The organism is Geodermatophilus sp. SYSU D00698 (assembly GCF_054050335.1).
Window position 1 is genome coordinate 22,389 of the sequence record NZ_JBJGZD010000014.1, and the last position, 22,812, is coordinate 45,200.

At 75.2% G+C, this 22,812-nt stretch carries 25 protein-coding genes; 9 read left to right on the forward strand and 16 right to left on the reverse strand.

Annotated elements, in window-relative coordinates; all coding sequences use genetic code 11:
- Position 1: 1 nt before the first annotated feature.
- The 3 genes from ACI8AB_RS13935 to fdxA all read right to left on the reverse strand — a co-directional run bounded on the left by ACI8AB_RS13935 (position 2) and on the right by fdxA (position 1,735).
- Complete coding sequence (locus ACI8AB_RS13935) at positions 2-166, reverse strand: hypothetical protein (protein WP_456950592.1); 165 nt, start codon at positions 164-166, stop codon at positions 2-4.
- 109 nt (positions 167-275) lie between these two features.
- Positions 276-1,412 carry a succinyldiaminopimelate transaminase gene (dapC, locus tag ACI8AB_RS13940; protein ID WP_456950670.1) on the reverse strand — a complete coding sequence of 379 codons (1,137 nt, stop codon included), beginning with the start codon at positions 1,410-1,412 and terminating at the stop codon, positions 276-278.
- Positions 1,409-1,735, reverse strand: coding sequence for a ferredoxin (fdxA, locus tag ACI8AB_RS13945; protein ID WP_012947287.1), 327 nt, complete (start codon positions 1,733-1,735; stop codon positions 1,409-1,411). Before fdxA ends, dapC begins: the two co-directional genes overlap by 4 nt.
- Positions 1,736-1,894: 159 nt before the next feature.
- On the opposite strand from fdxA, the gene ACI8AB_RS13950 reads away from it, so the two are divergent.
- Positions 1,895-2,644: a GNAT family N-acetyltransferase gene (locus ACI8AB_RS13950; protein WP_456950593.1), complete on the forward strand. Its 750-nt coding sequence runs from the start codon at positions 1,895-1,897 to the stop codon at positions 2,642-2,644.
- A gap of 85 nt (positions 2,645-2,729) precedes the next feature.
- On the opposite strand, the gene ACI8AB_RS13955 is transcribed toward ACI8AB_RS13950, so the two are convergent.
- From ACI8AB_RS13955 to ACI8AB_RS13985, 7 genes are all read right to left on the reverse strand, one after another.
- A complete protein-coding gene (locus ACI8AB_RS13955; RefSeq protein WP_456902303.1) occupies positions 2,730-3,125 on the reverse strand; it encodes a hypothetical protein in 396 nt (131 codons plus the stop codon).
- Positions 3,122-4,018 (reverse strand): N-acetyl-1-D-myo-inositol-2-amino-2-deoxy-alpha-D-glucopyranoside deacetylase, encoded by an 897-nt coding sequence (mshB, locus tag ACI8AB_RS13960; RefSeq protein ID WP_456950594.1) that lies wholly within the window; start codon positions 4,016-4,018, stop codon positions 3,122-3,124. The genes ACI8AB_RS13955 and mshB overlap by 4 nt, the downstream gene beginning before the upstream one ends.
- A 91-nt stretch (positions 4,019-4,109) precedes the next feature.
- Positions 4,110-5,246: an ABC transporter ATP-binding protein gene (locus ACI8AB_RS13965; RefSeq protein WP_456950595.1), complete on the reverse strand. Its 1,137-nt coding sequence runs from the start codon at positions 5,244-5,246 to the stop codon at positions 4,110-4,112.
- Entirely contained in the window at positions 5,230-6,291 is a 1,062-nt protein-coding gene (locus tag ACI8AB_RS13970) for an ABC transporter ATP-binding protein (RefSeq protein WP_456950596.1), read from the reverse strand. The genes ACI8AB_RS13965 and ACI8AB_RS13970 overlap by 17 nt, the downstream gene beginning before the upstream one ends.
- Complete coding sequence (locus ACI8AB_RS13975) at positions 6,288-7,259, reverse strand: ABC transporter permease (RefSeq protein WP_456950597.1); 972 nt, start codon at positions 7,257-7,259, stop codon at positions 6,288-6,290. The genes ACI8AB_RS13970 and ACI8AB_RS13975 overlap by 4 nt, the downstream gene beginning before the upstream one ends.
- Positions 7,252-8,175, reverse strand: coding sequence for an ABC transporter permease (locus tag ACI8AB_RS13980; protein ID WP_456950598.1), 924 nt, complete (start codon positions 8,173-8,175; stop codon positions 7,252-7,254). The genes ACI8AB_RS13975 and ACI8AB_RS13980 overlap by 8 nt, the downstream gene beginning before the upstream one ends.
- A 144-nt stretch (positions 8,176-8,319) precedes the next feature.
- Complete coding sequence (locus tag ACI8AB_RS13985; RefSeq protein WP_456950599.1) at positions 8,320-9,984, reverse strand: peptide ABC transporter substrate-binding protein; 1,665 nt, start codon at positions 9,982-9,984, stop codon at positions 8,320-8,322.
- A gap of 368 nt (positions 9,985-10,352) precedes the next feature.
- Between ACI8AB_RS13985 and ACI8AB_RS13990 the strand changes: the two genes are divergently transcribed.
- Positions 10,353-10,526, forward strand: a complete 174-nt coding sequence (locus ACI8AB_RS13990; RefSeq protein ID WP_387986309.1) for a CsbD family protein — start codon at positions 10,353-10,355, stop codon at positions 10,524-10,526.
- Positions 10,527-10,582: 56 nt separating this feature from the next.
- On the opposite strand, the gene ACI8AB_RS13995 is transcribed toward ACI8AB_RS13990, so the two are convergent.
- Positions 10,583-11,344, reverse strand: coding sequence for a (deoxy)nucleoside triphosphate pyrophosphohydrolase (locus ACI8AB_RS13995; RefSeq protein ID WP_456950600.1), 762 nt, complete (start codon positions 11,342-11,344; stop codon positions 10,583-10,585).
- Between the two features lie 70 nt (positions 11,345-11,414).
- Between ACI8AB_RS13995 and ACI8AB_RS14000 the strand changes: the two genes are divergently transcribed.
- The 4 genes from ACI8AB_RS14000 to ACI8AB_RS14015 all read left to right on the forward strand — a co-directional run bounded on the left by ACI8AB_RS14000 (position 11,415) and on the right by ACI8AB_RS14015 (position 15,011).
- Positions 11,415-11,897, forward strand: a complete 483-nt coding sequence (locus ACI8AB_RS14000; protein WP_456950601.1) for an RrF2 family transcriptional regulator — start codon at positions 11,415-11,417, stop codon at positions 11,895-11,897.
- Positions 11,898-12,154: 257 nt separating this feature from the next.
- Entirely contained in the window at positions 12,155-13,828 is a 1,674-nt protein-coding gene (locus ACI8AB_RS14005; RefSeq protein WP_387986317.1) for a nitrite/sulfite reductase, read from the forward strand.
- Positions 13,829-13,994: 166 nt separating this feature from the next.
- On the forward strand, positions 13,995-14,705 hold the full coding sequence (locus ACI8AB_RS14010; protein ID WP_456950602.1) for a phosphoadenylyl-sulfate reductase: 711 nt from the start codon (positions 13,995-13,997) through the stop codon (positions 14,703-14,705).
- 12 nt (positions 14,706-14,717) lie between these two features.
- Entirely contained in the window at positions 14,718-15,011 is a 294-nt protein-coding gene (locus ACI8AB_RS14015; protein WP_456950603.1) for a 4a-hydroxytetrahydrobiopterin dehydratase, read from the forward strand.
- A 39-nt stretch (positions 15,012-15,050) separates the two neighbouring features.
- Here ACI8AB_RS14015 and ACI8AB_RS14020 read toward each other — a convergent pair whose 3' ends face one another.
- Together ACI8AB_RS14020 and ACI8AB_RS14025 are read right to left on the reverse strand one after the other, a co-directional pair.
- Positions 15,051-15,443: a DUF3037 domain-containing protein gene (locus tag ACI8AB_RS14020; protein WP_387986328.1), complete on the reverse strand. Its 393-nt coding sequence runs from the start codon at positions 15,441-15,443 to the stop codon at positions 15,051-15,053.
- Entirely contained in the window at positions 15,440-16,297 is an 858-nt protein-coding gene (locus ACI8AB_RS14025) for a HipA family kinase (RefSeq protein WP_387986331.1), read from the reverse strand. The genes ACI8AB_RS14020 and ACI8AB_RS14025 overlap by 4 nt, the downstream gene beginning before the upstream one ends.
- A gap of 460 nt (positions 16,298-16,757) precedes the next feature.
- Between ACI8AB_RS14025 and ACI8AB_RS14030 the strand changes: the two genes are divergently transcribed.
- From ACI8AB_RS14030 to ACI8AB_RS14040, 3 genes are read left to right on the forward strand one after another with little or no spacing between them, the layout of a single operon-like run.
- Positions 16,758-18,950 (forward strand): MMPL family transporter, encoded by a 2,193-nt coding sequence (locus tag ACI8AB_RS14030; protein WP_456950604.1) that lies wholly within the window; start codon positions 16,758-16,760, stop codon positions 18,948-18,950.
- Positions 18,951-19,004: 54 nt separating this feature from the next.
- Positions 19,005-19,553: a DUF1990 family protein gene (locus ACI8AB_RS14035; protein ID WP_456950605.1), complete on the forward strand. Its 549-nt coding sequence runs from the start codon at positions 19,005-19,007 to the stop codon at positions 19,551-19,553.
- Positions 19,554-19,582: 29 nt separating this feature from the next.
- Positions 19,583-20,737, forward strand: a complete 1,155-nt coding sequence (locus tag ACI8AB_RS14040) for a serine hydrolase domain-containing protein (protein WP_456950606.1) — start codon at positions 19,583-19,585, stop codon at positions 20,735-20,737.
- Here ACI8AB_RS14040 and ACI8AB_RS14045 read toward each other — a convergent pair.
- The 3 genes from ACI8AB_RS14045 to ACI8AB_RS14055 form a co-directional block, all read right to left on the reverse strand.
- Positions 20,734-21,081 (reverse strand): iron chaperone, encoded by a 348-nt coding sequence (locus tag ACI8AB_RS14045; RefSeq protein ID WP_387986342.1) that lies wholly within the window; start codon positions 21,079-21,081, stop codon positions 20,734-20,736. The genes ACI8AB_RS14040 and ACI8AB_RS14045 overlap by 4 nt on opposite strands.
- Before the next feature lie 73 nt (positions 21,082-21,154).
- Positions 21,155-21,898 (reverse strand): ABC transporter permease, encoded by a 744-nt coding sequence (locus ACI8AB_RS14050; protein ID WP_456950607.1) that lies wholly within the window; start codon positions 21,896-21,898, stop codon positions 21,155-21,157.
- Positions 21,895-22,797, reverse strand: a complete 903-nt coding sequence (locus ACI8AB_RS14055) for an ATP-binding cassette domain-containing protein (RefSeq protein WP_456902292.1) — start codon at positions 22,795-22,797, stop codon at positions 21,895-21,897. The genes ACI8AB_RS14050 and ACI8AB_RS14055 overlap by 4 nt, the downstream gene beginning before the upstream one ends.
- Positions 22,798-22,812: the final 15 nt, after the last annotated feature.

Genomic DNA, 22,812 nt, shown 5'->3' on the forward strand with positions numbered 1-22,812 from the left:
CTCAGCTCAGCCGGGCGCGGCTCCTGCCGTGGAGCTCGGGGCGGTCGAGGGCCACGGGCACCCCGGCCGGGCCGGCCAGGCTGCGGTTGCGGTGCAGGTGTGCCTCGAGCGCGACCAGCGCGACGAGGACGGCGACGGGGAACAGCAGGAACAGCACGAGGAACACGGCAGGGCCTCCGCGACGGGGCCGGGCGGGCTGCCCGGCTGACGGGGACCACCGTGTCGGTGCGCCCTTGCGGTGCTCTGGCGGAGGACTGACGCCTGCTTGCGGGCGGCTAGTGGCGGCCGCGGTCCCCGGCGGTGAGGCGCTGCACCGCGGCGTCGATCCGCTCGTCGGTGGCGGTCAGCGCCATGCGCACGTGCCGCGCGCCGGCCGGGCCGTAGAACGAGCCGGGCGCGGGGACGATGCCGAGCCCGGCCAGCCAGTCGACGGTCGCCCAGCAGTCCTCGTCGCGGGTGACCCACAGGTAGAGGCCCGCCTCGGAGTGGTCGATCCGCGCGCCGGTCGCGCGCACCGCCGCGGCCAGCCGCTCCCGGCGGGCGCCGTAGCGCTCGCGCTGCGCGTCGACGTGCGCGTCGTCGGCCAGCGCAGCGGCCATGGCGGCCTGGACGGGCCCGGGCACGAGCAGCCCGAGGTGGCGGCGCACCTCCCACACCTGCCGGACCAGCGCCGGGTCGCCCGACAGCAGCCCGGCGCGGTAGCCGGCCGCCGTCGACTGCTTGGACAGCGAGTGCACCGCCAGCAGGCCGGTGTGGTCCTCCCCCGCGACGGCGGGGTGCAGCAGCGAGCGCGGCTGCACGTCCCAGCCGAGCGTCGCGTAGCACTCGTCGGCGACGACCGGCACGCCGTGCGCCCGGCCCCAGGCCACCCAGGTGCGCAGCTCGTCGTCGGACAGGACGCGGCCGTGCGGGTTGCCCGGGGAGTTCAGCCAGACCAGGACGACGCCCGCGGGGTCGTCGGGCGGGGTGTCGGTGCGGCGCACGGCGAGCCCGGACAGGACCGCGCCCACCTCGTAGGTCGGGTAGGCCACCTCAGGGATCAGCAGCGTGCCCTCGTGCAGGCCCAGCAGCGTGGGCAGCAGGGCGACGAGCTCCTTGGAGCCCACGGTCGGGATCACCGACGGGTCCGCGCCGAACGGGTCGGCCACGGTGACGCCGAGCCGGCGCCGCAGCCAGCCGGCCGCCGCGGCCCGGAGCTCACGGGTGCCGAGCGCCGTCGGGTAGCCCGGGGAGTCGCCCGCCGCGGCGAGCGCCGTGCGCAGGACCTCGGGGGTCCCGTCGACCGGCGTCCCGATGGACAGGTCGACGAGGCCACCCGGGTGCTGCGCGGCGCGCGCCCGGGCGGCCTCCAGGCTGTCCCAGGGGAAGTCGGGCAGCCGGCCGGCCGCCGTCCCCGGGGCGGTGGTCGTCAGTGCCCCTCGCCCTGCGGCGGGAGGGCCGCCACCAGCGGGTGGTCCTTGCCGATCTTCCCGGTCTTGGCCGCGCCACCGGGGCTGCCGAGGTCGGAGAAGAACTCCACGTTGGCGTTGTAGAAGTCCTTCCACTTGTCCGGGACGTCGTCCTCGTAGTAGATGGCCTCGACGGGGCAGACCGGCTCGCAGGCGCCGCAGTCGACGCACTCGTCGGGGTGGATGTAGAGCATCCGGTCGCCCTCGTAGATGCAGTCCACCGGACACTCGTCGATGCACGCCTTGTCGAGGACGTCGACGCAGGCCTGGGTGATCACGTAGGTCACGGTGGGTCCTCCCTGGGGACGTGCGGGCAGCGGCCCCGGCTCCCGCCGGGCCCGCGTGTCGCCCGCCAGTATGGCCCCGGCTCCCGGGGCCGGGCGCGACGGGTGGACCCCGCCCGCCCCGGTGGAGGGACGCCGGGGGCGCACCCGCAGGATCGGGGCGTGGGACAGAGCCGATCGTCCCTCGGCGTGGCCGACCTGGAGCGGGTGGCCGCGCGCGGCTGGCGCGGCACCGAGGAGGAGCCGCTCGGCGACTGGCTGCTGCGCGCCGGGGGCGGGTTCACGGGCCGGGCCAACACCGCGCTGGTCACCGGCGACCCCGGCCGGCCGCTGCCGGAGGCCGTCGGCGCGGTGGCCGCCTGGTACCGCGGGCGCGGGCTGCGGCCCGGCGCGGCGCTGCCCGGGGTGCAGGCCCGCCGCGCCGACGCGGCGTTCGCCGCCGCGGGGTGGGAGCGGGGCGAGGACGTCCTGGTGCTCACCGCCCCGCTGGTCCCCGGCGGCGACGACGGGGTGCCGGTCGAGCTCTCCCCCACCCCCGACGACGGCTGGCTGGGCGCCTACCGGCACCTCGGGAACGCGCTGCCGCCCACCGCGCCCGCCGTGCTCGGCAACGCCCCTGTCGTCGTGTTCGCGGCCGTGCGGCCGGAGCCGGGCGCGGCGCCGGTCGCGGTGGCCCGCGGCGTGGTCACCGACGACTGGCTGGGCGTCAGCGCGGTCACCGTCGCCGAGGACGCCCGCCGCCGGGGCCTCGCGACGGCGGTGATGGCGGCGGTGACCCGGTGGGGCGCGGACCACGGCGCGCGCTGGGTGTACCTGCAGGTCACCGCCTCCAACGCCCCGGCCCGGGCGCTGTACCGCCGGGCCGGCCACGTCGAGCACCACCGCTACCACTACCGGTGGGCGCCGGTCTGAACGCCCGGCTGCCCCCGCAGGGGGGACACGTGCCGCGCGCCGGTGCGCGGCGCGGGCCCCGCAGCAGCGGGCGGCGCGCCGACCCTCAGGCCGGCGGGCCGGCCGGACGGCGCGGCGTCGCCAGCACCCGGCCCACGGCGACCGCCGCGGCGAGCACCCCGAGGCCGAGGAAGGCGAGGGTGACCGCGCCGAGCCCGCCGGTGCCGACGGCGACCAGGTCGCCCTCGGGCCGCGGCACCATCGCGGCGACCGCGACCACCAGCCAGGTGACCGCCGGCAGCAGCGCGACCACGCGCGAGCCGGTCAGCCGGTGCGCGCCGGTGACCAGCAGGTAGTTGCCGGCGACGGCGGCCAGGACCGACAGCGGCAGCAGGACGCCGGCCACCCGCAGCGGCAGCCAGAAGACCTCGACCAGCGCCAGCCACCCGGCGGTCAGCACCGCCGCGAGCCCGGCGAGGACCAGCCCGGGGACCCGGCTCACGCGTCCAGGCCGGCGAACAGGTCGTCCTCCCAGCCGTGCGGCCCGTCCCCCGCGGGGCCGCGCTCGCCGCGGACCAGCCGGTAGTGCTCGACGCCGAGCACCTCCTGGCCGTGGTTGTTGGACAGCGCGAAGAACGGCCCGTCGACGGTGATCTGCGTGGCGTGCGCCCGCATGGCGGCGTCCTTGCGGGCGGCGTACGCGCGGCCGTCGACGGCGGCGGTGACCAGCTCGTCGGGGACGGCGTAGGGGACGTCGTCGACCTCGCCGAGCTGCTGGAACGGCGCGGCCTCCCCCAGCGCGGCCAGGGCCTCGGCGCCCTCGCGCAGCACCGACCGCGGCACGCAGGCCCAGTAGACCTTGGCGACGTCCCACACCGCGCCCAGCTCGGGTCGCCACGCGGGGTCGGCGGCGCGCTCGACGGCGGCCATCGCGACCCGGTGGGCCTGGATGTGGTCGGGGTGCCCGTAGCCGCCGTTCTCGTCGTAGGTGACCACGACCTGCGGCCGCACGTCCCGCACGACGGCGACCGCGGAGCCCACCGCCTCGTCGAGATCGGCGTTCCAGAAGGCGCGCGGGTGCCCGTTGGCCGGCGTCCCCATCATCCCGGAGTCCCGGTAGCGGCCGGCGCCGCCGAGGAAGCGGCTGTCGGTGACGCCGAGGGCGGCCATCGCGGCGGCCAGCTCGCCGATCCGGTAGCCGCCGAGCTGGTCGGCCTGGTCGGGGGCCAGCTGCGCCAGCTCGGGGACGAGGACCTCGCCCTCCTCCCCCAGCGTGCAGGTGAGCAGCGTGACCTGCGCCCCCTCGGCGACGTAGCGCGCCATCGTCGCGCCGCTGGTGATCGTCTCGTCGTCGGGGTGGGCGTGGACCAGGAGGATGCGGCGGGCGGCGGTCACGGGCGCACAGTCTCCCACCGTGCCCGGACACGACGACGGCGCGGTGACCACCCCGGGAGGTGGCCACCGCGCCGTCGTCGTGCGGCAGGCGCTACTCGGCGTCGACCGGGACGACCGTCCGGGCCTCGGCGAAGTGGCAGGCCGAGGGGTGGCCCTGGCCGCGGTCGACCAGCGCCGGGGCCTCCTGCGCGCAGACGTCCTGCGCCTTCCAGCAGCGGGTGCGGAAGCGGCAGCCCGAGGGCGGGTCCGCGGGGCTGGGGACGTCGCCCTGCAGCAGGATCCGGTCCTTCTGCCCGCGCAGGTGCGGCTCGTGCAGCGGCACCGACGACAGCAGCGCCTGGGTGTAGGGGTGCGACGGCGAGGTGTAGACCTGCTCGTCGGTGCCCTCCTCCACGATGCTGCCGAGGTACATCACCGCGACCCGGTCGGAGATGTGCCGGACCACCGACAGGTCGTGCGCGATGAACAGGTAGGACAGGCCGAACTCGTCCTGCAGGTCCTCGAGCAGGTTGACCACCTGCGCCTGCACCGAGACGTCGAGCGCCGACACCGGCTCGTCGCAGACGATGACCTCCGGCTGCAGCGCCAGCGCCCGGGCGATGCCGATGCGCTGCCGCTGGCCGCCGGAGAACTGGTGCGGGTAGCGGTTGACGTAGTCGGGGTTGAGGCCGACGCGGTCGAGCAGCTCCTGCGTGCGCTTGAGCCGGCCCTTCCGCGGGGCGACGTCGTCGTGCACGGCCCAGCCCTCGGCGACGATGTCGCCGACGGTCATCCGCGGGTTCAGCGACGCGTACGGGTCCTGGAAGATGATCTGGACCTCGCGCCGGTAGTCCTTCAGCGCCCGGCCGCCCATGCGGGCGACGTCCTTGCCCTTGTAGAGGATCGACCCGGCGGTCGGCCGCTCCAGCGCCACGATCAGCTTGGACACCGTCGACTTGCCGCAGCCGGACTCGCCGACCAGTCCCACGGTCTCGCCGCGGCGCAGGGTGAGGTCCACGCCGTCGACCGCGCGGACGTGGCCGATGGTGCGCTTGAAGACGATGCCCTGGGTCAGCGGGAAGTGCTTCTGCAGCCCGCGGATCTCCAGCAGCGGCTCCCCCGTCGCGCCCCGGGCGCCCGACGGCGCCGGCTTCGCCAGCGTCGGGGCGCCCGGCACCGCCTCGGTGGACGGCGACGACTTCGACAGGGACGACGCCGCGGTGGCGCCGGACTCACTCGGCTGCGACACCGAGGACCTCCTCGCTGTAGTGGCAGGCCGCCTCGCGTCCCGGCACGACCAGCCGCAGCGGCGGGGCGTCGGTGGCGCACTCCCGCCCCGGCGCGGCCGCGGCGCCGAGCCGGCGGTGCGGGCACCGCGGGTGGAACGGGCAGCCGCTGGGGATGCGCGCGAGGTTCGGAGGCTGGCCGGCGATCGGCTGCAGCCGTCCGCCCTTCGCCTCGACCTGCGGCACCGAGCCCATGAGCCCCTCGGTGTAGGGGTGCGCGGGGCGGGTGAAGACGTCGTCGACGGTACCCCGCTCGACGATCTCGCCGGCGTACATGACCGCGACGTTGTCGGCGACCTCGTTGACGACGCCGAGGTCGTGGGTGATGAGGATCAGCCCCATCCCCGTCTCGTCCTGCAGGTCCTTGAGCAGGTCCATGACCTGGGCCTGCACGGTGACGTCGAGGGCGGTGGTCGGCTCGTCGGCGATGAGGATCCGCGGGTCCAGGGCGATGGCCATGGCGATCATCACGCGCTGGCGCATGCCGCCGGAGAACTGGTGCGGGTAGTCGTCGACCCGGCGGGCCGCCGCCGGGATGCGCACCCGGTCCATGAGCTCGATGGCCCGCTGGCGGGCCTCCTTCTTGCTCGTCCCGCGGTGCGCCCGGAACATCTCGCCGATCTGGAAGCCCACGCTGTACACGGGGTTCAGCGACGACAGGGCGTCCTGGAAGATCATCGAGATGCCCGGGCCGCGGATCTTCCGCTGGTCCTCGGCGGACATCTCCAGCATGTTCCTGCCCTGGAACCAGATGCCGCCGCCGGTGATGACCGCGGGCGGGGTCTCGAGGATCCCCATGATCGCCTGGGCCGAGACGGACTTGCCGGAGCCGGACTCGCCGAGGATGGCCAGGGTCTCCCCCGCCGCCAGGCTGTAGCTCACGCCGTTGACGGCGTGCACCGTGCCCGCGCGGGTGCGGAACTCCACGTGCAGGTCGTCGACCTCGAGCAGGGGCGTGCCCTGCCCGGCGAGCTCCGCGGTCGGCTTGGTCAGGTCGAGGTTGGTCATGCGCGCTGCCTCGGGTCGAGGGCGTCGCGCAGGGCGTCACCCATCATCACGAACGCCATCACGGTCAGGGTCAGGATCAGGCTGGGGAAGAGCACCAGGTGCGGGGCGCTGCGGATCTGGCTCTGCCCGGCCGCGATCTGCAGGCCCCAGGAGATCGCCGGTCGCTGGAGACCGACGCCCAGGTAGGTCAGCGTCGCCTCGGCGGCGATGAAGACACCGATGGTGATCGTCGCGTAGACCAGCACCGGGGCCACGGCGTTGGGCAGGATGTGCCGGACCAGGATCCGCCGGCCCGAGGCGCCCATGGCCCTGGCCGCGGCGACGTAGTCCTGGCTCTTCACCGCGATGACCTGCGAGCGGACCAGCCGCATCGCCGTCATCCAGCCGAACAGCGCGATGGCGATCGCGACCGCTCCCGGCCCCCGGCTGTTGATGATCGGGATGCCGGTCGAGGGTCCGACCCGGAGCAGCACCAGCGCGCCGAGGATCAACGGCAGCGCGTAGAAGATGTCGGCGAGCCGGGACAGGAGCCCGTCGGTGAAGCCCCCGAGATAGCCGGCGATGGCCCCCACGATGACGCCCAGCACCAGCACGCCCAGCACCGCGGTGACACCGATGATCAGCGAGCTGCGCGCCCCGTAGACGACGTTGGCGAGGTAGTCGCACCCCTGCTGGTCGAAGCCGAACCAGTGCTGCGCCGACGGCCGGCCCTGGGAGTTGGCCAGGTCGCAGTCCCGCGGGTCGGCACCCCGGGCGAACACCTGCGGGATCAGCGCCATGAGCAGGAAGAACAGGCCCAGGACGGCGCCGATCCAGAACAGGGGGTTGCGCTTGAGCTCGCCCCAGGCGTCGCTCCAGAGGCTGTTCTGCCGCTCCTTGGTGACGTCGACCGAGGGGCTCGCCAGGCCGGTGGTGGTGCCGGCCTCGACCTCGTCCTTGCGCAGGTCCAGCTGCTGCTGCTCAGTCATAGCGGATCCTCGGGTCGAGGACGGCGTAGAGCACGTCGACGACCAGGTTGAAGAAGATGAAGAAGAACACCATCAGCGTGACGATGCCGACGACGACCGCGCCCTCCTGGGCGCGGATCGAGTTGAACACCTCCCGGCCGATGCCGGGCAGGTTGAACACCGACTCGGTGACGATCGCCCCGCCCAGCAGCGTGCCGATGTCCGCGCCGATGAAGGTGACCACCGGGATCAGGCTGTTGCGCAGCGTGTGCCGCACGATGACGGTGCGGCCGGGGAGGCCCTTGGCGCGAGCCGTGCGCACGTAGTCGGCCCGCAGGTTCTCCGCCAGGCTGGTGCGGGTGAGCCGCGCGACGTAGGCCAGCGACCCGGAGGCGAGCACCAGCCCCGGCAGGAGGTAGCTGTAGAAGCCCTCCTGGGTGCCGGCGATCGGGAACCAGCCGAGCTTGAGGCCGAACAGCAGCTGGGCGACGAAGGCCAGCACCAGGATCGGGATCGAGACGATCAGCGTCGTCGAGACCAGGACCAGGTTGTCGAAGAAGCTGTTGCGACGGATGCCGGCCAGCACCCCGGCGACCAGGCCGATGACGACCTCGAACATGATCGCGGCCAGGGCCAGCTTCACGGTCACCGGCAGGGTCCGCTCGATGGTGTCGATCACGGGACGGCCGCGGAAGTCGGTGCCCAGGTCCCCCTGGAACAGGTTCTTCAGGTACTCCCAGTACTGGACGTAGAGCGGGTCGTTGAGGTTGAACCGCTCGCGCAGCTCGGCGATCACCGCCGGCGAGAGCGGCCGGTCACCGCCCAGTGCGCGGATGGGGTCGCCCGGCAGGGCGTAGACCATCGCGAAGATCAGGAACGAGGCGCCCAGCAGAACCGGGATGGTGAGCAGCAGGCGGCGCGCGACGTAGCGGCCCATGGTCCCCCTCGGGGTGTGTGCGCCGCCGGGTCACGGCGGCGCCGGTGTCCATCGTGCCCGCAGGGCCGCACACGCGCCGCCGGGGGCGACCGTCCTGGTCGGACGGGCGCCCCCGGCGGGTGGTGCGGGTCCTGCGGGGTGGGGTCAGGCGTTGTTGACGGTGACCTCGGAGGTGACGATGCGCTGGAACAGGTCCAGGCGGACGTTGGAGACGTTCTCGGAGGTCACCGACTGGACCTCCGTGAAGAACATCGGCGCCATCGGCATCTCCTCGGCGATGATGTCCTCCGCCGCCTGGTAGTCCTCCACGCCGGCCTCGGGGCTCTCGGCCTGGTCACCCTGGGAGATCAGGCTCTCGACCTCGGGGTTGGTCCAGAAGGAGTAGTTCGAGCCGGCCGGTGCGAGCGACTGCGTCGTGAACAGCGGGGTCAGGTAGCTGTCCGGGGCCGGGTAGTCGAAGCTCCAGCCGTAGCGGAACGGCCCGGTCCCGCCCTGCGACTCCAGCAGCGGCAGGTACTCCGCGAAGTCCAGGTTGCCCTGCAGGACGTACTCGACGCCCAGGTTCTCGCGCAGCTGGTTGCCCACCGCCTCCATCCACGCGTCGTGACCGGCGCCGGAGTTGAACCACAGGTCGACCGGCTGGCTGCGGTCGAAACCGGCCTCGTCGAGCAGCTGGTTGGCCTGGTCCGGGTCGAAGGTGCAGTAGGTGCAGCTGCCCTCGCGGTAGCCGTCGACGACCGGCGGGATGAACGAGTCGGCCGGGGCGCGGGTGCCCTGGAAGATCGCCTCCGAGATGGCCTCCCGGTCGACGGCCATGGAGATCGCCTGGCGGACCCGCGGGTCGGCGAAGCGCTCGTCGTAGGTCGGGAAGCCGAGGTAGGTGATCTGCGAGGACTCGGTCTCGATGAACCGGTCGCCGAACTCCGACCGGGCCGACTCGATGACGTCCGGCGGGATGACGTCGACGATGTCGAGGTTGCCGGCCTGCACGTCGGTGTAGGCGGTGTTGACGTCGGCGTAGACGACGTAGTCGATGCCGTCGGCCTGCGCGGCGTCGTCGCCGGCGTAGTCCTCGTAGCGGGTCAGCGTGATGCCCTGGCCCGGGACGAACTCCTCGTCGGCCTTGAACGGGCCGTTGCCGATCGGCTTGGTGCCGAAGGCCTCGGGGTCGTCGAAGAACGCCTGCGGCAGCGGGTAGAAGGAGTTGTAGCCCACGACCGCCGGGAAGTTCGAGAACGGCGCGGACAGCGTCACCGTGAAGGTGCGGTCGTCGACGACCTGCAGGCCGCTCATCTGCTGGGCGGCCGGCTCACCGGTCACGTTGCCGGCGTCGTCGGTCGGCGCCTGCAGGTCGGCGTAGCCCGCGATCCGCGACAGGTAGGACGCGGCGCCCTGGGCGTTGGGGCTGTAGGCGGTGTAGTTCCACGCGTTGACGAAGGACTCGGCGTCGACCGGGGTCCCGTCGTGGAAGGTCCAGCCGTCCTTGAGCGTGACGGTCCAGGTGGTGTTGTCCTCGGACTCGATCGACTCGGCGACACCCGAGTACTCGACGGAGCCGTCCTCGGCGTACTTCACCAGGCCGGTCCACAGCGAGTTGACGACCTGGTCACCCTCGGACTCGGTGGTGTTGCCCGGGACGAGCGGGTTCTCCGGCTCACCGATGTAGACGCTGAAGGTGCCACCGCTCGCGCCGCCGCTGCCGCTGTCGCCGGAGCCGCTGTCGTCGCTGCCGCCGCCGCAGGCGGACAGCAGGAGGGCGCCGGACAGGCCGACGGCGACGAGCGCCGACCGGCGCTTGCTCAACTTCACGTGTGTTGCCTCCCTCGTCCCGCGCGTGCGGGGGGAACGGACTGGTCTCTGCGTGCCGGGACACCGCGCACCCGGGCGCACTGGCCGGGCGTCGGCGTCCTCCGGGTGAACACCGCGGAACGGAGCCGGTACGCCGTGGGCGACCCTAGGCACCCCCGACGAGGACCGTCCACGTCCGCAACCGATTTGTGACCGAGGCTCACGACTCCTGTCACACCAGTGCAACAGCAGCGGTCGACGAGGGGGCGGACCGCAGGGCTTGCGGTCCGCAGTCGCTCACCCCGGAGGACTTCCGCCGTTCAGGCGAACCGGGTGTGCTCAGCCTACTCCCGGGTACTCCACGGCCATCCGAGAGGGAGGAGTCCACCGTGAGCGGCATCGACAAGCTGCAGAACAAGGCCCAGGAGCTGGCGGGCGAGGGCAAGGAGCGCGTCGGCGAGGCCACGGGCGACCGCGACCTGCAGGCCGAGGGCGCCAACGACAAGGCCGCCGGCAACCTCAAGCAGGCCGGCGAGAAGGTCAAGGACGTCTTCAAGGGCTGAGCCCGGACGACTGCACCAGGGGCGCCGTTCCGCACGGGACGGCGCCCCTGGTGCGTTCAGAGGCGGCCGAGCAGGTCCCGGACCGCGGGCAGCAGGGGGCGGTCGGCGGCGATCCAGTCCAGGCCGTCGAGGTCGGCGGCGCCCACCCAGCGCAGCTCGCGGTGCTCGTGCGCGACCGGCTCGCCGGAGGCCAGCCGGGCCCACCAGACCCGCAGCGTCGAGGCGCCGGGCGCCCCGCCGGCCACCCGGCCGTCCAGCGGCACCTCGCCGAGGAACGCCTGGGGCGCCACGACGACCCCCATCTCCTCGGCGCACTCGCGCACCAACGCCGCGACGTCGTCCTCCCCCGGCTCCACCTTGCCGCCGGGGAACTCCCACAGCCCCGCGAGCGGCCCCGACCCGCGCTGGGCGACCAGCACCCGGTCCCCGCGGACGACGGCCGCGCCCACCACCTGGACGACGTCGAGGGCGCGCAGCGCGGCCGCGGCGGCGTAGCCGTCCAGGTGGCGGCGCATCGCCCGCAGCACCCGCCGGCGCAGGACGGTCTGGTCGACCAGGCCGCCGAGCGCCCCGGGCAGGCCGGTGTCCCAGTCGACCTGCTCGTCGACGACGGTGCCGGCGCCGGTCGCGGTGAACCGGCGCTCGTGGGTGAGGCTGCGCCACCCCCGCCCCGGCCCCGCGGCGTACAGGTCGCGCACCGGGCGGACCGACTCGACCTCCTCCAGCGGGAACGGCCAGGGGCGGCCGAGGGCCCGGGCGACGTCGAAGGCGACGGTCAGCGGCGCCGCCACGACCGTGGTGAAGCGCAGCCGGTACACGCCGTCACCCTCGCAGACCGGGCAGGATGGGCCCGCGGGACCCGGCAGCCGGCCCGCAGGAGGGAGCACCGTGCGCATCACCGCCCGGGTCGACTACGCCGTCCGCGCGGCCCTCGAGCTGGCCGCCGCGGCGCCGGGCGCGCTGACCTGCGACCGGATCGCGACCAACCAGGGCCTCCCCTCGCGCTTCCTGCAGGGGATCCTCGGCGACCTCCAGCACGCCCGGCTGGTCACCAGCCAGCGGGGCCGCGAGGGCGGGTACCGGCTGGCGCTGCCGCCGTCGGAGATCTCCATCGCCCGGGTCATGCGGGTGGAGCAGGGCTTCCTCGCGGAGGTGCACGGGCAGCGGCCCGAGGACGTCAGCTACCCCGGCGCCGCCGAGGAGCTGGCCAGCGTGTGGGTCGCCGCCCGCGCCGCCTACCGGCGGGTGCTGGAGGAGGTCACCCTCGCCGACGTCGTCGCCGGGAAGCTGCCCGGGTACGTGGCGGAGCTCGCCGCCGTCGAGAGCGCCTGGCGCTCGTTCGGCGACGGGGCCCCTGACGAGGCCCCCTGACGACGCCCCTGCGGACGCCGCCGCCCGAGCTCACACCGGCCGGCGCCGGACGTGTGCGACCATGGGGGGCGTGACGGACCGCGGCAGCCTCCTCGTCGCGCGTCTGCACGTCGACCTCGCCCTCGTCAGCAGCGCCGTCTGTCGCGCCCCGCGCTGACCACCAGTCCTCCCCCGCGGCCCGCAGCCGCGACCCCGACCTGGCAGCGCCCTCCCGCGCGGGTGCAGACCGGCGCGGACGGCGCAGGAAGAAGTGCACCGTGTCCGCACCTCCCCGTCCGAGCAACCGGCCCCAGCGTGGCCAGGGTCAGTGGGCGCTGGGCTACCGGGAGCCGCTGAACCCCAACGAGCGGATGAAGAAGGACTCCGACGGGCTCGAGGTCCGTCAGCGGATCCTCGACATCTACTCGCGGACCGGCTTCGACGGCATCGACCCCGGCGACCTGCGCGGCCGGATGCGGTGGATGGGCCTCTACACCCAGCGGGCCCCGGGCATCCCCGGCGGCAAGACCGCCGTGCTGGAGCCCGAGGAGCTCGAGGACTCCTACTTCATGATGCGGGTGCGCACCGACGGCGGGGCGCTGACCAGCGAGCAGCTGCGCACCCTCGGCGCCATCAGCACCGAGTTCGGCCGGGACGTCGCCGACGTCACCGACCGGCAGAACATCCAGTACCACTGGATCCGCATCGAGGACGTCCCCGAGATCTGGGACCGGCTCGAGGCGGTCGGCATGACCACGACCGAGGCCTGCGGCGACACCCCGCGCGGCATGCTCAACTGCCCGCTGGCCGGCGTCCTGGAGGACGAGGTCGTCGACGCCACCGACGTCATGGCCCAGACGGTCGCCCGGTACGTGGGCGACCCCGCGTTCAGCAACCTGCCGCGCAAGTGGAAGACGTCGATGTCCGGCTGCGTCGACCACTGCACCGAGCCCGAGATCGACGACGTGTCCTTCGTCGGCGTCGTCGGTCCCGACGGCGAGCCCGGCTACGACCTGTGGGTCGGCGGCGGCCTGTCGACCAACCCGATGTTCGCCCAGCGCGTCGGCGTGTTCGTGCGGCCCGAGGAGGTCACCGAGGTGTGGGCGGCCTGCACCTCGGTCTTCCGCGACTACGGCTACCGCCGGCAGCGCAACCGGGCCCGGATCAAGTTCCTGATGGCCGACTGGGGTCCCGAGAGGTTCCGGCAGGTGCTGCAGGACGAGTACCTGCACCGCGCGCTGCCCGACGGCCCCGCCGCCGCGCCGCCGAAGAACGAGTCCCGCGACCACGTCGGCGTCGCGCGGCAGAAGGACGGCCGCAACGCCGTCGGCTTCGCGCTGCGCACCGGCCGGATCAGCGGGACGGTGCTCACCCGGATCGCCGACCTCGCGGACGAGTACGGCGCGGGCCGCATCCGGACGACGACCCAGCAGAAGATGGTCGTCCTGGACGTGCCGGACGAGCACGTGGAGGACCTCGTCGCCGCGCTCGCCGAGCACGACCTGCTGGTGCGCCCGAGCGCCTTCCGCCGCGGCACCATGGCCTGCACCGGCCTGGAGTTCTGCAAGCTCGCCATCGTCGAGACCAAGCAGCACGCCCAGGACCTCTACGCCGAGCTGGAGAAGCGGCTGCCCGGCTTCGACGAGCCGATCGGCATCAACGTCAACGGCTGCCCGAACAGCTGCGCCCGCTTCCAGACCGCCGACATCGGGTTCAAGGGCTCGATGGTCCGCGACGGGAACGGCGAGATGGTCGAGGGCTTCCAGGTGCACCTGGGCGGCCACCTCGGCGTCGACGCCGCCTTCGGCCGCAAGTTCCGCGGCCACAAGGTCACCAAGGCCGAGACGGCGGACTACTGCGAGCGGGTGCTGCGCGGCTACCTGGAGCGGCGCGAGCCCGGCGAGCGGTTCGCCGCCTACGTGGCCCGCGCCGAGGAGGCCTGGCTGCTGTGAGCGAGGAGGAGCCGTCCCCGTCGGGAAGGCAGCGCCAGCTGCCCGTGTTCCACTGCCCGTACTGCGGGGACGAGGAGCTGACCCCGCACGGGGACGGGGGCGAGTGGCACTGCGCCGCGTGCCTGCGGACCTTCACCGTCCGGCTCACCGGGACAGGAGTGCAGGCATGACGACCGCCGTCCGGCCCACGCCGGAGCTCGCCGCCGAGGCCGACGCCCGCTTCGAGGGCATCGCCGACCCCGTCGAGCAGGCCCTCGCCGTGCTGCGCTGGGCCGGGGAGACCTTCGGCGACGACTTCGCCGTCACCTCGTCGATGGCCGACGGGCTCCTCGCGCACCTGGCCTCCCGGGCGGTGCCGGGGGTCAACGTGGTCTTCCTCGACACCGGCTACCACTTCGCCGAGACGATCGGCACGCGGGACTGGATCAGCAGCGTCCTGCCCATCACGCTCGTGAACGTGACGCCGCCGCAGACGGTGGCCGAGCAGGACGCCGAGCACGGCCCGGCGCTGCACGACCGCGACCCGGACCTGTGCTGCTCGCTGCGCAAGGTGCAGCCGCTGGCCACCGCGCTGGCCGGCTACGCCGCGTGGGGCTCGGGCGTCCGCCGCGACGAGGCCGCCACCCGCGCGGGCACGAGGGTCGTCGACTGGGACGCCAAGCGGGGCATGGTGAAGGTCAACCCGCTGGCCGCCTGGACGCAGGACGACGTCGACGCCTACATCGCCGAGCACCAGGTGCCGGTCAACCCGCTGCAGGAGATCGGGTACGCCTCGATCGGCTGCGCGCCGTGCACCCGCCCGGTCGCTCCGGGCGAGGACCCGCGTGCCGGACGCTGGGCCGGCCGCGGCAAGACCGAGTGCGGCCTGCACCTGTAGGAGCATCCCGACGTGCCCCGGCCGCCGCGCCTGTCCCCCGACGAGGTCGCGGCCGGGCTGCGCGCGCTGCCGCTGTGGTCCGGTGACGTCACCGGCCTGCACCGGACCGTGCAGCTGTCCTCGTTCCGCGCCGCGGTGGAGGCGATCGTCGCCATCGCCGACGTCGCCGAGGGGATGGACCACCACCCCGACGTCGACCTGCGCTGGCGGACGCTGCACCTCACCCTCGTCAGCCACTCCGAGGACGGGGTGAGCGCGCTCGACCTCGAGCTCGCCCGCCGCATCGACGAGCTGCTGCCCGGCTAGGCGGAGGACCCCGTCCCGGCCCGTCCCGCCGGACGGGGCTCAGTCCTCGACCGGCAGCACCAGCAGCCGCAGCAGCCGGTCGGCCTCGGCGTCGGGGTCCTCGGTGAGCCCGGTGTGCACCGGGCCGGGCTGGACGACGGTGCTGCGCGGCGCGGTGAGCCAGCGGAACCGCGAGCCCAGCGCCTCCCGGCCCGCGGCGCCGGCGGCGGGGTCGGCGGCGCACACGTCGGCGGCGGCCTGCAGCGCGCGGCCGATGGCGGCGGGGTCGGCGGTCGGGTCCAGCGCCCGCAGCCGGTCGACGTCGAGGTGCACCCGGCTGCCCAGGTAGTCGCGCTGCCGGCAGTAGACGAGGACGCCGGCGTTGAGCGCCTCGCCCCGCTCCACCCGCGGCACCACCCGCAGGACGGCGTACTCGAAGGTCTCCCGGCTCACCGCTGGGTCACCCCCGGCGGCGGGGGCGGGCCCAGCCAGGCCGGCCGGTTCTCCCCGCGCGGCGAGCGGCGGCGTGCCCCCGCGCCCGCGGCGGCCGCGGCCACCACGCCGGGCAGCCACGCGTCGCGGGCGGCCAGGCGGGCCAGCAGCTGGGACGCGTAGCGCTCCCGGACGGCGGCCGGCGGCTCGCCGGGCTCCGGTCCCTCGAGCCAGTCGTCGGGCACCTGTGCCAGCACCCGCTCCAGCAGCGGCCGGGTGACCCGCGGCGCGAGGTCGGCGTCGGCGGCGCGCAGGTCCGGCGAGCACTCCACCAGCGCGTGCTGGGCGGCGTCGTAGGGGCGGGCGACGGCGGCCGGCGCCCCCGCCCACGAGTGGTGGAAGGTGAGCGCGGCGCCGTGGTCGATCAGCTGCAGCCGGCCGTGCCAGAACAGCATGTTGGGGTTGCGCCAGGACCGGTCGACGTTGCCCACCAGCGCGTCGAACCACAGCACCCGGCCGGCCAGCTCGGGCTCGACCTCGCCCACCCCGGCCTCGAAGTCCAGGGCGCCGGGCAGGTAGTCCAGCCCCAGGTTGCGCCCGGCCGAGCGCTGCAGCAGCTCCTGCACCTCGGGGTCGGGCTCGCCCACGGCCAGCTCCGGGACGACGTCGACGGTGACCAGCGCCGGCACCGGCAGCGCCAGCGCCCGGGCCAGCTCGCCGCACACCACCTCCGCCACCAGCACCCGCACGCCCTGGCCGGCGGCCCGCCACTTGACCACGTAGGTGCCGAGGTCGTCGGCCTCCATGAGCCCGGGCAGCGAGCCCCCCTCGCGCAGCGGGGTGACGTAGCGGGTGGCGGTGACGGCGGGCAGCACAGTGCCGGTCAACCTACGCCGGTCCGGATCCCGACCACGGGCCCGTTCCGGGCCGTGTCGCCCGAGGGCCTGCGCGACACACCGCTCACCCGTGCAGGCGGACCATGCGCCCCCGCGACCCCGCCGCCGACCCGGCCGGGGCGTCGAGGCGACGATCCCGCGTCGCTCCGCCTTCCCCGACGCGGACCCGACCGTCATGCTGCGGCCGCACGGGGACGGGCACGGCGGTCACACGCTCCCGGTGCACCACGGGGGCGACGGGCGGAGCGCGCTGTGGACGGGCGGGGACGGGTGCGGGTGCTCCCCCGGTGCCGGCTGTCCGGTGTCACGCCGGACCCCGAGCCGCGCCCGTGTCGCCGGGACGACGGCCCCCGCCCCCGCGTCCCCCGACCCTCGGCGGACGCGGAGCCGCCGCCGGCCGAGGGGTGACCGGCCCGGCCACCGGGACGAGGGAGGGACCGTGTTCGAGGCACTGGGTCGCGCCGTGTACCGGAGGCGCCGGTGGGTCCTGGCGCTGTCGGTGGCGTTCGTCGCCTTCGCCGGCGTCTGGGGTACCGGCGTCTTCGGCCAGATGACCGGCGGCGGGTTCTTCGACCCCGACAGCGAGAGTTCCCGGGCCGCCGAGGTGGCCGAGCACGAGCTGGGCCGCAGCGCGGCCGACGTCGTCGTCCTGTACTCCAGCGACGCGTCGACGGTCGACGACCCGGCCTACGCCGAGGCGGTCACCTCCACGCTCGGCGCCCTGCCCGAGGACGACGTGCTGCGCACGGTGTCCTGGTTCGACACGGGCGCGGCCTCCCTGGTGAGCGAGGACCGGCGCAGCACCTACGCCGTCCTCAGCCTGCGCGGCGACGAGGACGGGCGCGAGGACGTCCTCGACGCCATCGAGGGCGACCTGGCCGCCCCTGGGCTGACCACCCGGATCGGCGGCGAGGTGACCCTCAACCGGGACATGAACGTCCTGGTGAGCGAGGACATCGCGACGGCCGAGACCATCTCGCTGCCGGTCCTGGCGGTCCTGCTCGTCGTCGTCTTCGGTGGCCTCGCCGCGGCCGCCCTGCCCCTGGCGATCGGGGTGACCGCGATCCTCGGCTCGTTCGCGGCCCTGCGCGCCTTCGGACTGGTCACCGACGTGTCGATCTTCGCGGTCAACGTGGTCACCGTGCTCGGCCTCGGGCTGGCCATCGACTACGGGCTGTTCGTGGTCAGCCGGTTCCGCGAGGAGGTGCGCCGGCAGGCGACGGTGGAGGACGCCCTCGCCCGGACCATGGCGACCGCCGGGCGCACGGTCGCCGTCTCCGGCACCACCGTGGCGGTCTCACTCGCGGGCCTGCTGATCTTCCCGCAGGTGTTCCTGCGGTCGATGGGCTTCGGCGGGATGAGCGCCGTATTCATCGCGATGCTCGCCGCGCTCACCCTGCTGCCGGCGCTGCTGGCCGTGCTCGGCCCCCGCGTCGACGCCCTGTCGGTGCGGCGTCCGGTGCGCCGACGGCGGCGCCCGGCGCACGCGGACGTCGAGCGGAACGGGGTCTGGTACCGCATCGCGCACAGCGTCATGCGCCGTCCGGTCCTGTACACGCTGGTCGTGGGGGCGCTGCTCGTCGCGCTGGCCCTGCCGTTCACGCGCGCGGAGTTCGGCGGCATCGACGTGCGCGCCATGCCCGAGGGCGCGGAGAGCCGGGTGGTCGCCGAGACGATCGAGCGGGACTTCCCGCCGAGCCCGTCCGGTCCGGTCGAGGCGGTCCTCACCCTCCCCGCTCCTGCCGACACGGCGGAGGGCAGCGCTGCGCTGCAGTCCTACGTCGCCGCCGTGGAGGCCGTCCCACGGGTGGACGGCGCCACGGTCGCCGAGGTCGCCGGCAGCACGGCACGGGTGGTGGTCGCCGCGGACGTGAACGCGATGGGGGCCGAGGGCCGGGACCTGGTGGCCGCGGTCCGGCAGGTGCCCGCGCCGGACGGCGCCGAGGTCCTCGTCGGCGGCACCGGCGCGGTGTACGCCGACCTGCTGGACAGCCTGGGTGCGCTGCTGCCGTGGATGGCGCTGCTGGTGGCGGTGACGTCGTTCGTCCTGCTGTTCCTGGCCTTCGGGTCGGTCGTGCTGCCGGTCAAGGCCGTGCTCGTGAACGTCCTGTCGCTGGGCGCCTCCTTCGGCGCGCTGGTGTGGATCTTCCAGGACGGCAACCTCTCCGGCGTCCTGGACTTCACCCCGACCGGGTTCATCGAGGCCACCTCACCGATCCTGGTGCTGGCCATCGTCTTCGGGCTGTCGATGGACTACGAGGTCTTCCTCATGTCCCGGATCCGCGAGCAGTACGACCTGACCGGCGACAACACCACCGCCGTCGCCACCGGGCTGCAGCGCACCGGCGGGATCATCACCAGCGCGGCGCTGCTGCTGCTCGTGGTGATCGGCGCGTTCTCCGTCTCCGGCGTCGTGCTGATCAAGATGATCGGCGTGGCGATGCTCATCGCCATCGTGGTCGACGCGACGGTGGTGCGGACCCTGCTGGTCCCGGCCTCCATGCGGCTGCTGGGCCGGGCCAACTGGTGGGCGCCGGGGCCGCTGGGCCGGCTCTACGCCCGCTACGGCATCCGCGAGTCCGACGCCGCGCCCGTGCACGCGGCCGGCCGGCACCTGGCCGGCGTGCGCTGAGCCGGCGGCGCCGGCCACCGCCCGTCGCCGTGGCACGGCGCACAGACTCGGCCCATGGGTCTCCTCCGTGCCGTCTCCCCCGCCGACCTGCGCGACGCGCCGCTCACCTACGCCGAGGTCGGCGCCACGCGCGCCGCCGAGCTCCCCGCCGGCTACCGCACCGGCACGTGGACCGAGGTCGTCGGCTCCGGCCGCGCGGCGTTCGAGCGGGTCGCCGCGGCGGTGTTCACCTGGGCGCCGCAGCGCAGCACCGGCCTGCGGGTGCGCGCGACCGGCTCGCCCGGCGAGGTCGGCACCGTCGTCGTCCTCACCGCGGGGCTGCCGCGGCTGGGCTACGACATCCCCTGCCGGGTCGTCTGGGCGGCGACGACCGGCGACGAGCGCGGCTTCGCCTACGGCTCGCTGCCCGGCCACCCCGAGAGCGGCGAGGAGTGCTTCACCGTCCGGCTCGACCCCGGCGGCGACGTCGTCGCCTCGATCCGGGTGTTCTCCCGGCTGGCCTCGCCCGCCGCCCGCCTCGTGCCGCCGGCGAGCTGGGCCCTGCAGCGGCTGGCCACCGCCCGCTACCGGGCGACGCTGCGCCGGGCCGCCCGCGACCGATGAGCCCGGGCTCCCCGGGCGGTCACCCCTGCATGGGTCCGGCCGAGGAGATCGAGCAGGTGGTGTCCGGCGCCGTGGCGGCCGGGGCGGTGCCGGGCGCCGCGTGGCTGGTGCGGCGCGGGGACGAGGTGGCCCGCGGCGCGGCAGGCACCCACACCCCGGGCGGGGACGACCCGGTCGCCCCGGACACCGTCTTCCGCATCTCCTCGGTGACCAAGCCGGTGGTGGCCACGGCCGCGCTCACCCTCGTCGACGACGGCACGCTGGCCCTCGACGAGCCGGTGGACCGGCTGCTGCCCGAGCTGGCCGGCCGGCGGGTGCTCGCCGACCCCGCCGACGCGGGCGCGGGCACGGTCGAGGCGCGGCGGGCGGTCACGGTGCGCGACGTCCTCACCCTCCGGCTCGGTCTGGGCATCGACTTCACCGCGCCGTGGCCGACCCCCACCGTCGCCGCGCTCGGCGAGGCGGGCCTGCCCGCCGGGCCGCCGGCACCGCAGGCCGCTCCCCCGCCGGACGAGTGGCTGCGCCGGGTGGCCGGCGTCCCGCTGGCGCACCAGCCCGGCGAGCGCTGGCTCTACCACACCGGCGCGAGCGTGCTCGGCGTCCTCGTGGCCCGCGCGGCCGGCCGGCCGCTGCCCGAGGTGCTCGCCGAGCGGGTGCTGGTCCCGCTCGGGATGACCGACACCGGCTTCGGCGTGCCGGCGCCGGCCCGCGGCCGGTTCGGCCCGCACTGGACGCCGCCGGACGAGCGGGGCCGGCGGCAGCTGTACGACCCCGCCGACGGCCAGTGGGCGTCCCCGCCGCCCTTCCCCGACGGCGGGGACGGCCTGGTCTCCACCGTCGACGACCTCGCCGTCCTCGCCCGGGTGCTGCTCGCCGGCGGGGAGCCGGTGCTGCGCGAGCAGACGGTGCGGGCGATGCTCACCGAGCAGGCCGGCCCGGTCGACGACGAGGGCGGCGGCTGGGGCCTGGGCCTCGGCGTCCGCCGCACCGACGAGCCCGGCGGCCGGCACGCCGGCTCCTTCGGCTGGGACGGCGGGCTGGGCAGCACCTGGTGGACCGACCCGGTCACCGGCACCACCGCGGTCCTGCTGACCAACCAGATGTGGTCCTCGCCGGCGCCGCCGGCGGTCTTCGAGGCCTTCCGCTCGGTGGCCTTCCGCGCGGTCGCGTCCGGTCCCCGCTAGGCGCGCCGGGCCGCCACCGCCGCGGCCACCCGCTCGACCAGGTCCTCGGGCACCGGGCGGCGGTAGGGCAGGTGCACCGCGTCCTTGCCCGAGCGGTGCGGCGCGACCTCGGCCTCCAGGTCGCCGTCGAACACGGGCACCGGGTAGAGCGCCGCGTGCCGCTTCCAGGCGGCGTAGTGCAGGCCGTAGCGGCCGCCGAGCACGGCGGCCGGCATGCCGTAGCGGATCGTCTCGGTGGCCCCGGGCATGCCGCGGAGCACGGCGGCGCGCACCTGCTCCAGCGCCGTCCGGGCCTCCTCGGGCAGGGCCGCCAGGTACTCCTCGACGGTGGCGGGGACGGGCATCGCGGGCTCCTCGGGGTCGCGCGGCTGCCGGGATGCTGCCGGGTGGCCGGCTCGGGCGCCAGACCGCGCGGCGCTAGGCGTCGCGGCGCTCGACCACGCCCGCGCCCAGCACCCAGGCGGCGACCGCCCACGCCGCCGACACCGCCAGGCCCACCTGCCAGCTCGTCGGGACGGCGAGGAAGGGCTCCCCGCCCACCCGCAGCGCCGGCAGCGCCTGCGACAGCAGCTCGGCGGTCCGCCCGCCGGCCAGCGCCAGCGCGGGCGGGGCGACGAACACCAGCGCGACGCCCAGCCCGAGCGCGCCGGCGGTCGAGCGCAGCACCGCCCCGAGCCCGGCGGCGAGCACCGTCACCAGCACCGCGCCGGCCACCTGCAGGCCGGCCGACCGCAGCACGTCCGGGTCGTCGAGGGGCACGCCGCCGGGCACCGCGACCAGCGTCCGCGCGGCCAGGGCGCACGCGGCCACCAGCAGCGCGGTGAGCAGCGCCGCCCACGCCGCGACGACGGCCGTCTTGGCCACCAGCAGCCGGGTGCGGCGCGGCACGGCGACCAGCGAGGACAGCGCCATCCCGCTGCCCAGGTCGGCGGTGACCGCGAGCACCCCGAGGACGACGAGCACCACCTGGCCGAAGGCGAACCCGATCAGCGCGACGCCGACCGCGGCGTCCGGGTCCGGCGCCGTCGGCGTGGTGGCCGCGGCCAGCCACCCGAACGCGCCGACGACGAGCAGGTAGACGGCGCTGCACCACCAGGTGGAGCGCAGCGTCCGCAGCTTGGTCCACTCGGCGCGCAGCACCGCCGTCAGGCCGACCCTCACGCCGCACCCGCCCGGTACTCGACGTCCTCGCCGGTCAGCTCCAGGTAGGCCGCCTCCAGCGAGGCGACCACCGGGGTCAGCTCGTGCACCGGCACCCGCGCGGCGAAGGCGACGTCGCCCACCGCGGCCGGGGCGAGGCCCTCCACCCGCAGCGCGCCGTCGGTCTCCAGCGCCACCCCGGCCCCGGCCCGGCGCAGCGCGGCGGCCAGCAGCGGCGCCTGCGGGCTGCGCACGCGCACCGCGGCGTGCCGGCCGAGGAGGTCGGCCATCGGGACGTCGGCGAGCAGCCGGCCGCGGCCGAGCACGACCAGGTGGTCGGCGGTGTCCTCCATCTCGCTCATCAGGTGGCTGGACACCAGCACCGTGCGGCCCTCGTCGGCGAGGTCGCGCAGCAGGCCGCGCACCCAGCGGATGCCCTCCGGGTCCAGGCCGTTGACCGGCTCGTCGAGCAGCAGCACCTCGGGGTCGCCCAGCAGCGCCGCGGCGATGCCGAGGCGCTGGCCCATCCCCAGCGAGAAGCCGCGCACCCGCTCGTGCGCCACCGCGCCGAGGCCGACCAGCTCGACGACGTCGTCCACCCGGGAGGCGGGCAGGCCGTTGCCCTGCGCCAGCGCGAGCAGGTGCGCGTACGCGGTGCGGCCGGGATGGCGCGCCCGCGGGTCCACCAGCGCGCCGACCCGCCGCATGGGCACGTCGAGGTCGCGGTAGGGCACGCCGAGCACCGTCGCCGTCCCGGCGGTGGGCCGGGTCAGGCCGAGCACGCAGCGCATCGTCGTCGTCTTGCCCGAGCCGTTCGGGCCGAGGAAGCCGGTCACCCGGCCCGGGTGCACGGTGAAGCCGACGTCGTCGACCGCGACCCGCGTCCGGTAGTGCTTGGTCAGCCCGTCGACCTCGATCACGCGGACAGTGTGGCG

Coding starts and splice junctions, on each gene's coding strand:
- ACI8AB_RS13970 (WP_456950596.1), bottom strand. CDS start 6,291: ATGACCAACCTCGACCTGACCAAGCCGACCGCGGAGCTCGCCGGGCAG.
- ACI8AB_RS13975 (WP_456950597.1), bottom strand. CDS start 7,259: ATGACTGAGCAGCAGCAGCTGGACCTGCGCAAGGACGAGGTCGAGGCC.
- ACI8AB_RS13980 (WP_456950598.1), bottom strand. CDS start 8,175: ATGGGCCGCTACGTCGCGCGCCGCCTGCTGCTCACCATCCCGGTTCTG.
- ACI8AB_RS14010 (WP_456950602.1), top strand. CDS start 13,995: ATGACGACCGCCGTCCGGCCCACGCCGGAGCTCGCCGCCGAGGCCGAC.
- ACI8AB_RS14035 (WP_456950605.1), top strand. CDS start 19,005: ATGGGTCTCCTCCGTGCCGTCTCCCCCGCCGACCTGCGCGACGCGCCG.
- ACI8AB_RS14040 (WP_456950606.1), top strand. CDS start 19,583: ATGGGTCCGGCCGAGGAGATCGAGCAGGTGGTGTCCGGCGCCGTGGCG.
- ACI8AB_RS14045 (WP_387986342.1), bottom strand. CDS start 21,081: ATGCCCGTCCCCGCCACCGTCGAGGAGTACCTGGCGGCCCTGCCCGAG.